We start from the raw sequence: 14,082 nt of genomic DNA on the forward strand, positions 1-14,082 counted from the left end.
AATAGCTACTCACTTCGGGTGATGAATTTTTTTTAGCCAAATTAGCGCCAACTTTTCCTTTGATTTATATCAACTTACCGCCGCCTGTAACCCATAAGGTAGCCAGGGTTAATATGAATCATCAGAGGTGTCTATGAGTCACTCTTCAATCCCGGAGAAGACTAACAGCTCAGTCATTAGCGACTGGCGTCCTGAAGATCCTGAATTCTGGCAGCAGCGCGGTCATCGCATCGCCAGCCGCAATCTGTGGATCTCCGTTCCGTGTCTTTTACTGGCATTCTGCGTCTGGATGTTGTTCAGCGCCGTTGCCGTCAACCTCAATAAAGTCGGCTTTCAGTTTACTACCGACCAGTTGTTTATGCTGACCGCGCTCCCGGCGCTGTCCGGCGCGCTGCTGCGCGTGCCTTACGCGTTTATGGTGCCGTTGTTCGGCGGTCGTCGCTGGACTGCGTTCAGTACCGGGATCATGATCGTACCCTGCGTATGGTTAGGCTTCGCGGTGCAGGATACCTCTACGCCTTTCAGCGTTTTCGTGATCATCTCTCTGCTGTGCGGCTTTGCGGGGGCGAACTTTGCTTCCAGTATGGCTAACATCAGCTTCTTCTTCCCGAAACAGAAGCAGGGCGGCGCGCTGGGTATCAACGGCGGCCTCGGTAATATGGGCGTCAGCGTGATGCAGCTGGTTGCTCCTCTGGTGGTATCCCTGTCTATTTTCGCCGTCTTTGGCGGTACCGGCAGCGAACAGCCGGATGGTTCCATGCTATATCTGGAAAACGCCGCGTGGATCTGGGTGCCGTTCCTGATTATCTTCACCCTGGCGGCGTGGTTCTTCATGAACGACCTGTCGGCATCGAAGGCGTCGCTGAGCGAGCAGCTGCCGGTACTGAAGCGCGCGCATCTGTGGATTATGGCGCTGCTCTATCTTGCCACCTTCGGCTCGTTTATCGGCTTCTCGGCGGGCTTCGCCATGCTGTCCAAGACCCAGTTCCCGGATGTGCAGATTCTGCACTATGCGTTCTTCGGGCCGTTTATCGGCGCACTGGCGCGCTCGACCGGCGGGGCGATCTCCGACCGACTCGGCGGGACTCGCGTGACGCTGGTGAACTTTGTGGTCATGGCTATCTTCTGCGGCCTGTTGTTCCTGACGCTGCCGACCCACGGCGAGGGCGGTAACTTTATTGCCTTCTTCGCGGTATTTATGGTGCTGTTCCTGACTGCCGGTCTGGGGAGCGCGTCTACTTTCCAGATGATTTCGGTTATCTTCCGTAAAATGACGATGGATCGCGTCAAGGCGCAGGGCGGCAGCGAAGCGCAGGCCATGCGTGAAGCGGCGACCGATACGGCGGCGGCGCTGGGCTTTATTTCAGCGATTGGCGCCATTGGCGGCTTCTTTATTCCAAAAGCGTTTGGTATCTCGCTGGATTTGACCGGCTCGCCGGCCGGAGCAATGAAGGTATTCCTGGTGTTCTATATCGCCTGCGTGGTGATTACCTGGGCAATCTACGGACGCAAGCAGAAATAATATTTTCTGGTGAGTTTCTGCAAAGGGCGCAAATATCGTTGCGCCCTTTTTTTATTTATTATTTAGTTACAACATGCTAATCGTTGAGGGTTATTTTAAAAGCAGTCCGGAGTCACAAATAAAATAGCGGCATAAGCATCTACCCCTTAATACCATGGCGAATGGCAAAACCCTGGCCTTTGCAGGTTTTTTAGATGAATTTATATGTAAATCATATAGATATAAAATAGAAATAAATACTACTTTGGTGGTATCAGGCTTCCGGAGCGGCTTTTATAAGCCCTATCGTCTTGATCGTTATCAATTCTCTCCCTCTTTCATAGCGTTACCTTCGCTGCAAATCCAGCAATGTCGATTTATCAGAGAGCCGTCAGGCTCCACACAGGAGAAACCCGATGAGTAAATTCCTGGACCGGTTTCGCTACTTCAAACAGAAGGGTGAAACCTTTGCCGATGGGCACGGCCAGCTTCTAAAAACCAACCGGGACTGGGAGGATGGATACCGTCAACGTTGGCAGCATGACAAAATTGTGCGCTCCACCCACGGTGTCAACTGCACCGGCTCATGCAGCTGGAAGATTTATGTCAAAAATGGTCTTGTCACCTGGGAAACCCAGCAGACCGACTATCCGCGCACCCGTCCGGATATGCCAAACCACGAGCCTCGCGGCTGCCCGCGCGGCGCCAGCTACTCCTGGTATCTTTACAGCGCTAATCGCCTGAAGTACCCGCTGATGCGCAAACGCCTGATGAAAATGTGGCGTGAAGCGAAAGTACAGCACAGCGATCCGGTTGACGCATGGGCCTCGATTATTGAAGATGCCGACAAAGCGAAAAGCTTTAAGCAGGCGCGCGGCCGCGGCGGTTTCGTGCGTTCGTCCTGGCAGGAAGTGAACGAGCTGATTGCCGCCTCTAACGTCTATACCGTCAAAACCTACGGCCCGGACCGCGTAGCCGGCTTCTCGCCCATCCCGGCGATGTCGATGGTCTCCTATGCCTCCGGCGCGCGCTATCTGTCGCTGATCGGCGGGACCTGCCTGAGCTTTTACGACTGGTACTGCGACCTGCCGCCTGCATCACCGCAGACCTGGGGCGAGCAGACCGACGTACCGGAATCTGCCGACTGGTACAACTCCAGCTATATCATTGCCTGGGGATCCAACGTACCGCAGACCCGTACCCCGGATGCCCACTTCTTCACCGAAGTTCGCTATAAGGGCACTAAAACCGTTGCTATCACCCCTGACTACGCCGAAATCGCCAAGCTTTGCGATCTGTGGCTGGCGCCGAAGCAGGGTACCGATGCGGCGATGGCGCTGGCGATGGGTCACGTCATGCTGCGCGAGTTCCACCTCGACAAACCAAGCCAGTACTTTACCGATTACGTGCGCCGCTACACCGACATGCCGATGCTGGTGATGCTCGAAGAGCGCGATGGCTATTACGCCGCAGGCCGCATGCTGCGCGCAGCTGATCTGGTGGATGCATTAGGTCAGGAAACAAATCCGGAATGGAAAACCGTCGCCTTTGATGAGAAGGGCGAAATCACCGTACCGAACGGTTCTATCGGTTTCCGCTGGGGCGACAAAGGTAAATGGAATCTTGAACAGCGCGACGGTAAAACCGGCGAAGATGTCGAGCTACGCCTGAGCCTGCTGGGCGGCCACGACGATATCGCTAACGTTGGCTTCCCCTATTTTGGCGGCGAAGGTACCGAGCACTTTAATAAAGTCGAGCTGGAAAACGTGCTGCTGCACAAACTGCCGGTAAAACGCCTGCAGAAGGCCGACGGTTCTACCGTGCTGGTCACCACCGTCTACGACCTGACCATGGCGAACTATGGCCTGGATCGCGGACTCGGCGATGAAAACTGCGCCAGCAGCTACGATGACCTCAAAGCGTATACCCCGGCATGGGCGGAGAAAATCACCGGCGTTTCCCGGGCGCATATTATCCGCACCGCGCGGGAGTTTGCCGATAACGCCGATAAGACCCACGGCCGTTCGATGATCATCGTCGGCGCCGGTCTGAACCACTGGTTCCACCTCGATATGAACTATCGCGGTCTTATCAATATGCTGATCTTCTGCGGCTGCGTTGGTCAGAGCGGCGGCGGCTGGGCGCACTATGTCGGCCAGGAAAAACTGCGTCCGCAGACCGGCTGGCAGCCGCTGGCGTTTGCCCTTGACTGGCAGCGTCCGGCGCGCCATATGAACAGCACATCGTACTTCTATAACCACTCCAGCCAGTGGCGCTATGAAACCGTAACCGCGCAGGAACTGCTGTCGCCGTTAGCGGATAAATCCCGCTACAGCGGCCACCTGATTGATTTCAACGTGCGCGCCGAGCGTATGGGCTGGCTTCCGTCGGCGCCGCAGCTGGGCACCAACCCGCTGCGTATTGCGCATGCGGCAAAAAAAGCGGGCATGACGCCGGTCGATTACACCGTCAAATCGCTGAAAGAGGGTTCCATTCGCTTTGCCGCAGAGCAGCCGGAAAACGGTAAAAACCATCCGCGCAACCTGTTTATCTGGCGTTCCAACCTGCTGGGCTCCTCGGGTAAAGGCCACGAGTACATGCTGAAGTACCTGCTGGGTACGGAAAACGGTATTCAGGGCAAAGATCTCGGCAAGCAGGGCGGCGTGAAGCCGGAAGAAGTGGAGTGGAAAGATAACGGTCTCGACGGCAAGCTGGATCTGGTGGTGACCCTCGACTTCCGTCTGTCGAGTACCTGCCTCTACTCCGACATCGTGCTGCCGACCGCTACCTGGTATGAAAAAGACGACATGAATACCTCGGATATGCATCCGTTTATTCATCCGCTGTCTGCCGCCGTCGACCCGGCCTGGGAATCGAAAAGCGACTGGGATATCTACAAAGATATCGCGAAAAAGTTCTCCGAAGTGTGCGTGGGTCATTTGGGTCAGGAAACCGACGTGGTAACGCTGCCTATCCAGCACGACTCCGCCGCCGAACTGGCGCAGCCGCTGGACGTTAAGGACTGGAAAAAAGGCGAATGCGACCTGATTCCAGGGAAAACCGCGCCGCATATTCTGACCGTCGAGCGCGATTATCCGGCGACATACGAACGCTTTACCTCTATCGGCCCGCTGATGGAGAAAATCGGCAACGGCGGTAAAGGCATCGCCTGGAATACCCAGAGCGAGATGGATCTGCTGCGCAAGCTCAACTACACCAAAGCGGACGGCCCGGCGAAAGGCCAGCCGATGCTTAACACCGCCATTGATGCGGCAGAGATGATTCTGACCCTGGCGCCGGAAACCAACGGCCACGTGGCGGTTAAAGCCTGGGCGGCGCTCAGCGAATTTACCGGTCGTGACCATACGCACCTGGCGACGAATAAAGAAGAGGAAAAAATCCGCTTCCGCGATATTCAGGCCCAGCCGCGCAAAATTATCTCCAGCCCGACCTGGTCCGGACTCGAAGATGAGCACGTTTCCTATAACGCCGGCTACACCAACGTTCACGAACTGATCCCGTGGCGCACGCTTTCCGGCCGCCAGCAGCTGTATCAGGATCACCAGTGGATGCGTGATTTTGGCGAAAGCCTGCTGGTTTATCGTCCGCCAATCGACACCCGGTCGGTGAAAACGGTGATGGGCGCGAAATCCAACGGCAACCCGGAGAAGGCATTGAACTTCCTGACGCCGCACCAGAAGTGGGGGATCCACTCCACCTACAGCGACAACCTGCTGATGCTGACGCTGTCGCGCGGCGGGCCGATTGTCTGGATGAGCGAAGCGGACGCCAAAGATCTGGGGATCGAAGATAACGACTGGATCGAAGTGTTTAACAGCAACGGCGCGCTGACCGCCCGCGCGGTGGTAAGCCAGCGCGTACCGGCCGGGATGACCATGATGTACCACGCGCAGGAACGTATCGTAAACCTGCCGGGTTCTGAGATCACCGAACAGCGCGGGGGGATTCACAACTCCGTGACTCGTATTACGCCAAAGCCGACCCATATGATCGGCGGCTATGCGCAGCTGGCCTACGGCTTTAACTACTACGGCACGGTAGGGTCTAACCGCGACGAGTTCGTGGTGGTACGTAAGATGAAGAATATTAACTGGTTAGATGGCGAAGGTAACGACCAGGTACAGGAGAGCGTAGAATGAAAATTCGTTCACAAGTCGGCATGGTGCTGAATCTCGATAAGTGCATCGGCTGTCATACCTGTTCAGTCACCTGTAAAAACGTCTGGACCAGCCGCGAGGGTATGGAGTACACGTGGTTCAACAACGTTGAAAGTAAGCCGGGCGTTGGTTTCCCGAACGACTGGGAGAATCAGGAAAAGTGGAAGGGCGGCTGGATCCGTAAGATCAATGGCAAGCTGCAGCCGCGCATGGGCAACCGCGCGATGCTGCTGGGTAAAATCTTTGCTAACCCGCATTTGCCGGGCATCGACGACTACTACGAGCCCTTTGATTACGACTACCAGAATCTGCACAACGCGCCGGAAAGCAAACATCAGCCGATCGCTCGCCCGCGCTCGCTGATCACCGGCCAGCGGATGGATAAAATCACCAGCGGTCCGAACTGGGAAGAGATTCTGGGCGGCGAATTTGAAAAACGCGCCAAAGACCAGAACTTCGAAAACATGCAGAAGGCGATGTACGGCCAGTTCGAAAACACCTTTATGATGTATCTGCCGCGCCTGTGCGAACACTGTCTGAACCCGGCGTGCGTCGCGACCTGCCCGAGCGGCGCGATCTATAAACGTGAAGAAGACGGCATCGTGCTGATCGACCAGGACAAGTGCCGCGGCTGGCGCATGTGCATCACCGGTTGCCCGTACAAGAAAATCTATTTCAACTGGAAGAGCGGCAAATCAGAGAAGTGCATTTTCTGCTACCCGCGTATCGAATCCGGGATGCCGACCGTCTGTTCGGAAACCTGCGTGGGGCGTATTCGCTACCTCGGCGTGCTGCTGTATGACGCGGACGCGATTGAAAATGCCGCCAGCACGGAGAATGAGAAAGACCTGTATCAGCGTCAGCTGGACGTGTTCCTCAACCCGAACGACCCGAAAGTGATTGAGCAGGCGCTGAAGGACGGCGTGCCGCAGGGGGTTATCGAAGCCGCCCAGCAGTCGCCGGTGTACAAAATGGCGATGGACTGGAAGCTGGCGCTGCCGCTGCATCCGGAATATCGCACCCTGCCTATGGTCTGGTACGTGCCGCCTCTGTCGCCGATTCAGTCAGCCGCCGATGCGGGTGAACTGGGCAGCAACGGTATTCTGCCGGACGTCGAAAGCCTGCGTATCCCGGTTCAGTATCTGGCAAACCTGCTAACCGCGGGCGATACCCAGCCGGTGCTGCTGGCGCTGAAACGCATGCTGGCGATGCGCCACTTCAAACGCGCGGAAACCGTAGACGGCGTACTGGATACCCGGGCGCTGGAAGAGGTTGGCCTCACTGAAGCCCAGGCGCAGGAGATGTATCGCTATCTGGCTATCGCCAACTACGAAGACCGTTTCGTGGTGCCGAGCAGCCATCGCGAGCAGGCCCGCGATGCTTTCCCGGAGAAAAACGGTTGCGGCTTCACCTTCGGTGACGGATGCCACGGTTCTGATAGCCAGTTTAATCTGTTCAACAGCCGCCGTATCGATGCTATCGACGTCACCAGCAAAACGGAGCCGCACCCATGATTGAACTCGTCATTGTGTCGCGCCTTCTTGAGTACCCTGACGCTGCCTTATGGCAGCACCAGCAGGAGCTGTTCGACGCTATTGCCTCTTCGGAAAAGCTCGCGCCGGAGGATGCCCATAAGCTGAGCGTTTTCCTGCGCGACCTGACCGCCCAGGATGTGCTGGACGCGCAGTCTCGCTACAGTGAGCTGTTCGATCGCGGCCGTGCGACCTCGCTGCTGCTGTTTGAGCACGTGCACGGCGAATCCCGCGATCGCGGCCAGGCAATGGTCGACTTGATGGCGCAGTATGAACGCCACGGTCTGCAGCTGGATAGCCGCGAATTGCCGGATCATCTCCCGCTGTATCTTGAGTATCTGGCGCAGCTGCCGGAGGCGGAAGCGCGCGGCGGATTGCAGGACGTTGCGCCGATTCTCGGTCTACTGAGCGCTCGCCTGCAGCAGCGCGATAGCCGCTACGCGGTACTGTTTGAGCTGCTGCTCAAGCTGGCACACGCCCAGGTAGATAGCCAGAAAGTGGCGGAAAAAATCGCCGATGAGGCCCGCGACGATACGCCGCAGGCGCTGGACGCCGTCTGGGAAGAAGAACAGGTGAAATTCTTTGCCGATCAGGGCTGCGGCGAGTCGGAGATCTCCGCTCACCAGCGTCGTTTTGCCGGAGCCGTTGCCCCGCAATATTTGAATATCTCTAACGGAGGACAGCACTAATGCACTTCCTGAATATGTTCTTCTTTGACATCTATCCGTATATCGCCGGGACGGTATTTCTGGTCGGCAGCTGGCTACGTTACGACTATGGGCAGTACACCTGGCGTGCGGCCTCCAGCCAGATGCTGGACCGTAAAGGGATGAATCTGGCCTCGAACCTGTTCCATATCGGTATTCTGGGAATTTTTGCCGGTCATTTTCTCGGCATGCTGACGCCGCACTGGATGTACGAGTCATTCCTGCCGGTTGACGTGAAGCAGAAGATGGCGATGATCGCGGGCGGCGCCTGCGGCGTCATGACGCTGGTGGGCGGGCTACTGTTGCTGAAACGCCGTCTGCTGAGCCCCCGCGTGCGCGCCACCACCACCGGAGCGGATATTCTGATCCTCTCCCTGCTGATGGTGCAGTGCGCTCTGGGTCTGCTGACTATTCCGTTCTCCGCTCAGCATATGGACGGTAGCGAAATGATGAAGCTGGTGGGCTGGGCGCAGTCGGTGGTGACCTTCCACGGCGGGGCTTCGCAGCATCTGGACGGCGTGGCGTTTATTTTCCGCGTGCATCTGGTGCTGGGGATGACGCTGTTTGTGCTGTTCCCGTTCTCCCGTCTGGTGCATATCTGGAGCGCGCCGGTCGAGTACCTGACGCGCAAATACCAGATTGTTCGCGCCCGTCGCTGATTCTATTTCGTGTAAAGCTCAACCCTGCTGCGGCAGGGTTTTTCATTGGTGCGGTCTGCTCCCGGCGTAGCGCTGCCGGGGCATATATGGCAGAAATACAGAATCAGTTCTGGAGCAATAAAAGAGCTAACTAAGACGGTTTTGATTATTTGATTTTGCTGAGGTACTGCAGGGAAGTGATGGTGGTGGGGAAGGATTATTCGTCGCTTCGCTCCTCACCCTTCGGGCCGTTGCCTGCGGCAACGTTGTCTCGCTTTCGCTCGACTCGAACCTTGGTCGAAGCTTCTCATCCTTCCCTGCATCGGGAGAATATATGGCAATGTGCTTTGAGCCGGTAGCGGTGTAACAGAGAAGTGATGGTGGTGGGGGAAGGATTATTCGTCGCTTCGCTCCTCACCCTTCGGGCCGTTGCCTGCGGCAACGTTGTCTCGCTGACGCTCGACTCGAACCTTAATCGAAGCTTCTCATCCTTCCCTGCATCGGGAGAATATATGGCAATGTGCTTTGAGCAGGTAGCGGTGTAACAGAGAAGTGATGGTGGTGGGGGAAGGATTCGAACCTTCGAAGTCGATGACGGCAGATTTACAGTCTGCTCCCTTTGGCCGCTCGGGAACCCCACCAGGGGTAATTCATATTGTCGAGGTAAAGCTTGAAATGGTGGTGGGGGAAGGATTCGAACCTTCGAAGTCGATGACGGCAGATTTACAGTCTGCTCCCTTTGGCCGCTCGGGAACCCCACCACGGGGTAATGCTTAATACTGGCCTGCTTCCTTATCGGGAAGCGGGGCGCATCATATCAAATGACGCGCCACTGTAAAGTATTCGTTTGCTAAAAATAAACTGGTTGCCTGATTTTTACGCGTAAAGCCGTAAAGCTAACCAGTTAATTTCATTATCGATTAAAGAATAATCGTTCGGTTGCCGTAAACAAACACCCGCTGTGCAAGCACCTGGTACAATGCGCGGCTCAGAACGTTTTTCTCAACGTCGCGGCCAGCGCGCATCATATCTTCTGCGGTGTAGGTGTGATCGACGTGAATAACGTCCTGCATGATGATGGGGCCTTCATCCAGATTATCGTTCACGTAGTGGGCGGTTGCGCCAATAATCTTCACCCCGCGGTCATAGGCCTGATGATACGGACGCGCGCCGATAAACGCCGGCAGGAATGAGTGGTGAATATTGATAATCTTATTCGGGAAGCGGGAGACAAACTCGGGGGTCAACACCCGCATGTATTTCGCCAGCACGACGTAATCCGGTTCATGGGCGGCGATAGCATCACCCATCTGCTTATCGTGCTCTTCGCGGGTTAGCCCCTCATGGCTCACCAGCTGGAAGGGAATATCAAAGCGTTCAACCAGCGAGCGCAGGGTTTCGTGATTGCCGATGACGGCGGCGATTTCTACGTCCAGTCCGCCATAGTTGGCTTTCATCAGCAGATCGCCGAGGCAGTGCGCCTCTTTAGTCACCAGAATGACGACTCGGCGGCGGCCTGCTGGGTTGAGCTCACGAATCGAGCCTTCCGGCAGCGCGCTGTCGAGGTCAGCCAGCAGAACGGAGTCATTGAAAATACCCTCGAGCTCGGTACGCATAAAGAAGCGGCCGGTCCGGTGGTCAACGAACTCATTGTTCTGCACGATGTTCAGCTCGTGCTTATAGCAGATATTCGTGATACGCGCGATGAGGCCTTTCTGATCAGGGCAAATGGTGCGTAGTACTTTACGTTGTAGTGAATGCATCGCGGGGAAAATCCTGTAGTGTTTGCTATTCCTGCTGCTGGCTTACTGGCCGCAGCATTTTTTAAATTTTTTACCTGAACCGCAAGGGCAGGGGTCGTTACGACCGATCAGCGGTCGCATTCCGTCAATATAGTACCACTGTCCGTTTTCTTTTAAGAATCTGGATCGTTCAATAATGGCGCCGGAGCGGTTATTGTCAGTGAAACGCGCGATAAAGCTGACGTAGCCTTCATCGGGACTTCTGCCTTCATCGGCAGCAAAGACGGTGAGACCCAGCCATTGAGTTTGCTTAAACCCGTTCTCCAGGTCCGCGCGAAACTGTTGCGCCTGACAGGAGGGGTGCCAGGTTTTAATCAGATAGTCGGCGTCCTGCATAACAAATGCGCTATAGCGGGAACGCATCAGCTGTGACGGATCTGGCGCAAGCTGCGTGCCAGCCAGATAACGCTGACAACATGCGCTATACTCCAGAGCGCTGCCGCAGGGGCATAATGGCGACAAAACGGCCTCCATGGGATAAAGAAAGACGGCGCTACGCCGCCAAAGCGCAATATGTTAACTGAGGTATGGCGATGATGCCATGCCCGGAGTGGAAGGATATGTTTCGGTAAGAATGAGAAAGCTCAAGATCGGTCTGGCGCTAGGGGCAGGAGCCGCCCGCGGGTGGTCGCATATCGGTGTGATTAATGCATTACAGCGTGCGGGCATTGACGTTGATGTCATCGCAGGGTGCTCTATTGGCTCGCTGGTGGGGGCAGCTTACGCCTGCAACCGCCTTCCGGCGCTGGAGAAATGGGTATGCTCTTTTAGCAACTGGGACGTCCTGAAATTAATGGATCTCTCCTGGCAGCGAGGGGGCTTGCTGCGGGGCGAACGGGTATTTAGCCAATATCGTAAACTGCTACCGGTCACCGAGATTGAACGCTGCGAGCGTCGTTTTGCGGCAGTTACCACCAATTTAAGTACCGGTCGCGAACTATGGTTTACGGAAGGGGATCTGCATCTGGCGATTCGTGCCTCGTGCAGTATGCCTGGTCTGATGTCGCCGGTCATGCATAATGGTTACTGGCTAGTGGATGGCGCGGTGGTTAATCCCGTGCCGGTATCCCTGGCTCGGGCAATGGGCGCGGATATCGTTATTGCCGTTGATTTGCAGCACGACGCGCATCTGATGCAGCAGGATTTATTATCCATGGAGGTGCCGCGTCCGGAGGCCGAAGAAGATTTTTCGTGGCATTCACGGCTGCGCTCCCGCCTGGCGCGTATGACCTCACGTCGGGCGACGGTAGCGCCGACGGCAATGGAGATCATGTCGACTTCCATTCAGGTTCTGGAAAATCGTCTTAAGCGAAACCGTATGGCGGGCGACCCGCCGGATATCCTGATTCAGCCCTTTTGCCCGCAAATCTCCACGCTGGATTTCCACCGTGCCGGCGAAGCTATCGCTGCCGGACATCTGGCAGTGGAAAAGAGAATGGATGAACTATTACCTTTAGTGCGTACCTCCGTGTAGCGCATTTGATGCATACTTAAGTAAATTCTGACAGGCGGTAGCGTGAATCGCGTGCCACTATTAACTTATCGTCAGTCAGGGGAGAGATCATGACGCAGCCATTGGCGGGAAAACAGATTCTGATAGTTGAAGACGAACCCGTTTTCCGCTCACTTATGCACACCTGGTTAGCTTCGCTGGGCGCGACCATCGTCCAGGCGGAAGATGGCGTGGATGCACTTCAAAAAATGGCCGAGTCAAAACCCGATTTGATGATATGCGATATTTCCATGCCGCGAATGAACGGCCTGCAGCTGGTGGAGCATGTGCGCAATCAGGGCGAGCAGCTGCCGATTCTGATGATTTCAGCGACGGAAAATATGGCGGATATCGCCAAAGCGCTGCGCCTTGGCGTGCAGGACATTCTTCTTAAACCGGTAAAAGATTTCGATCGCCTGCGAGAAACCGTGTACGCCTGCCTCTACCCCAACATGTTTAATTCTCGTGTCGAAGAGGAGGAACGCCTGTTTGAGGATTGGGACGCGCTGGTCAGCGATCCCTCCGCGGCGTCAAGGCTGCTACAGGAGCTTCAGCCCCCGGTCCAACAGGAGATGTCGAACTGCCGTATTCACTATCGGCAGCTTGTCTCCGTCGATAAGCCCGGTCTCGTGCTCGACATTGCGCCGCTATCAGAAAACGATCTGGCGTTTTATTGTCTGGACGTCACGCGAGCGGGTGATAATGGGGTTCTTGCTGCTTTATTACTGCGCGCCCTTTTCAATGGCCTGCTGCAGGAGCAGCTTGCTCATCAGGGACAGCGTTTACCGGAGATGGGGAGCCTGCTGAAACAGGTCAATCAATTACTGCGTCAGGCTAACCTGCCGGGGCAATTTCCATTATTGGTAGGGTATTACCATAGCGGCTTGAAAAATTTAATTTTGGTTTCCGCGGGTTTGAATGGCACGTTGAATACGGGGGAACACCAAATTCAGATTAGCAATGGCGTTCCGTTAGGTACCCTGGGTAATGCCTATCTCAACCAAATTAGTCAACGCTGCGCATCATGGCAGTGCCAAATTTGGGGGGCCGGGGGACGTTTACGCCTTATGTTGTCTGCGGAGTGAACAATTGCGCTTATTTTTACCCAAGTGGGATTACCACGCGATCTTTTGTGGTGGTACTATCGCCGGGTTTAATGCGTAAAATTCCTAATTCGGAGATATCTAATCCTTTTCGGAACAGGTTCAACTGAACAGGCTGATATACTCGATACCATATTATTAACGAGAAGTTTAAAAAACGAACAGTCCAGGAGATTTCAATGGCTGCGCTTAATTCAAAAGTAAGAAAAGCTGTCATCCCGGTTGCGGGATTAGGCACCAGGATGTTGCCCGCTACTAAGGCTATTCCGAAAGAAATGCTGCCGCTGGTAGATAAGCCATTAATTCAATATGTTGTTAACGAATGTATCGCCGCCGGGATTACAGAAATTGTTCTGGTGACGCACTCTTCTAAAAACTCCATCGAAAACCATTTCGATACCAGTTTTGAACTGGAAGCCATGCTGGAAAAACGTGTAAAACGCCAGCTGCTGGAAGAAGTGCAATCTATTTGTCCGCCGCACGTGACTATTATGCAGGTGCGTCAGGGGCTGGCTAAAGGTCTGGGCCATGCTGTGCTGTGCGCGCATCCGGTTGTCGGCAATGAGCCGGTCGCGGTTATTTTACCGGACGTTATTCTTGACGAATATGAATCCGATCTGTCCCGCGATAACCTGGCGGAAATGATCGCTCGTTTTGATGAGACCGGAGCCAGCCAGATTATGGTTGAGCCGGTTGCTGACGTGACCGCGTACGGCGTTGTCGATTGCAAGGGCCAGTCCCTGCAGCCGGGTGAGAGCGTACCGATGGTCGGCGTTGTTGAGAAACCGAAAGCGGACGTAGCGCCGTCTAACCTGGCAGTTGTAGGTCGCTATGTGCTGAGCGCCGATATCTGGCCGCTGCTGGCAAAAACGCCTCCGGGAGCCGGTGACGAAATTCAGCTGACCGATGCCATCGATATGCTGATCGAAAAAGAGACCGTTGAAGCCTATCATATGAAAGGCAAAAGCCACGACTGCGGTAATAAGCTGGGCTATATGCAGGCCTTCGTTGAATATGGCGTGCGCCATAAGTCGCTGGGCGCTGAATTTAAATCCTGGCTGGAAAAAGCCATCGCGAAGTAATTGATCGCTACACAATGCACGACCGGGAGCGAGATTCGTTTCCCGGT

The 14,082-nt window shown here is 55.2% G+C and carries 10 protein-coding genes, 2 tRNA genes and 2 other RNA genes; 8 read left to right on the forward strand and 6 right to left on the reverse strand.

Annotated features, from left to right (window positions below; all coding sequences use genetic code 11):
• Window positions 1-133 precede the first annotated feature (133 nt).
• The 5 genes from KO1_RS02360 to narI all read left to right on the forward strand — a co-directional run bounded on the left by KO1_RS02360 (window position 134) and on the right by narI (window position 8,577).
• Complete coding sequence (locus KO1_RS02360) at window positions 134-1,522, forward strand: NarK family nitrate/nitrite MFS transporter (protein WP_017145678.1); 1,389 nt, start codon at window positions 134-136, stop codon at window positions 1,520-1,522.
• A 395-nt stretch (window positions 1,523-1,917) separates the two neighbouring features.
• Window positions 1,918-5,661: a nitrate reductase subunit alpha gene (locus KO1_RS02365; protein WP_032728385.1), complete on the forward strand. Its 3,744-nt coding sequence runs from the start codon at window positions 1,918-1,920 to the stop codon at window positions 5,659-5,661.
• On the forward strand, window positions 5,658-7,193 hold the full coding sequence (gene narH / locus KO1_RS02370) for a nitrate reductase subunit beta (protein WP_004113647.1): 1,536 nt from the start codon (window positions 5,658-5,660) through the stop codon (window positions 7,191-7,193). Before KO1_RS02365 ends, narH begins: the two co-directional genes overlap by 4 nt.
• Window positions 7,190-7,900 (forward strand): nitrate reductase molybdenum cofactor assembly chaperone, encoded by a 711-nt coding sequence (narJ, locus tag KO1_RS02375; RefSeq protein ID WP_004113646.1) that lies wholly within the window; start codon window positions 7,190-7,192, stop codon window positions 7,898-7,900. Before narH ends, narJ begins: the two co-directional genes overlap by 4 nt.
• A complete protein-coding gene (gene narI, locus KO1_RS02380; protein WP_004103123.1) occupies window positions 7,900-8,577 on the forward strand; it encodes a respiratory nitrate reductase subunit gamma in 678 nt (225 codons plus the stop codon). Before narJ ends, narI begins: the two co-directional genes overlap by 1 nt.
• A 180-nt stretch (window positions 8,578-8,757) precedes the next feature.
• On the opposite strand, the gene KO1_RS02385 is transcribed toward narI, so the two are convergent.
• The 6 genes from KO1_RS02385 to KO1_RS02410 form a co-directional block, all read right to left on the reverse strand.
• Window positions 8,758-8,888, reverse strand: a non-coding RNA gene (locus tag KO1_RS02385) — RtT sRNA.
• 46 nt (window positions 8,889-8,934) lie between these two features.
• Window positions 8,935-9,066, reverse strand: a non-coding RNA gene (locus KO1_RS02390) — RtT sRNA.
• Window positions 9,067-9,112: 46 nt separating this feature from the next.
• Window positions 9,113-9,197 (reverse strand) — tRNA-Tyr (locus tag KO1_RS02395).
• A gap of 35 nt (window positions 9,198-9,232) precedes the next feature.
• Window positions 9,233-9,317 (reverse strand) — tRNA-Tyr (locus KO1_RS02400).
• Window positions 9,318-9,476: 159 nt separating this feature from the next.
• Entirely contained in the window at window positions 9,477-10,319 is an 843-nt protein-coding gene (purU, locus tag KO1_RS02405) for a formyltetrahydrofolate deformylase (RefSeq protein ID WP_004103121.1), read from the reverse strand.
• A gap of 42 nt (window positions 10,320-10,361) precedes the next feature.
• Entirely contained in the window at window positions 10,362-10,820 is a 459-nt protein-coding gene (locus KO1_RS02410; protein WP_004103120.1) for a YchJ family protein, read from the reverse strand.
• Window positions 10,821-10,932: 112 nt separating this feature from the next.
• Between KO1_RS02410 and rssA the strand changes: the two genes are divergently transcribed.
• From rssA to galU, 3 genes are all read left to right on the forward strand, one after another.
• On the forward strand, window positions 10,933-11,832 hold the full coding sequence (gene rssA / locus KO1_RS02415; protein ID WP_004103119.1) for a patatin-like phospholipase RssA: 900 nt from the start codon (window positions 10,933-10,935) through the stop codon (window positions 11,830-11,832).
• A gap of 89 nt (window positions 11,833-11,921) precedes the next feature.
• On the forward strand, window positions 11,922-12,935 hold the full coding sequence (gene rssB, locus KO1_RS02420; protein ID WP_004103118.1) for a two-component system response regulator RssB: 1,014 nt from the start codon (window positions 11,922-11,924) through the stop codon (window positions 12,933-12,935).
• Between the two features lie 197 nt (window positions 12,936-13,132).
• Window positions 13,133-14,035, forward strand: coding sequence for a UTP--glucose-1-phosphate uridylyltransferase GalU (gene galU, locus KO1_RS02425; protein ID WP_004103117.1), 903 nt, complete (start codon window positions 13,133-13,135; stop codon window positions 14,033-14,035).
• Window positions 14,036-14,082: the final 47 nt, after the last annotated feature.

The sequence above is a fragment of the Klebsiella oxytoca NBRC 105695 genome (assembly GCF_001598695.1).
Lineage (GTDB): Bacteria > Pseudomonadota > Gammaproteobacteria > Enterobacterales > Enterobacteriaceae > Klebsiella > Klebsiella oxytoca.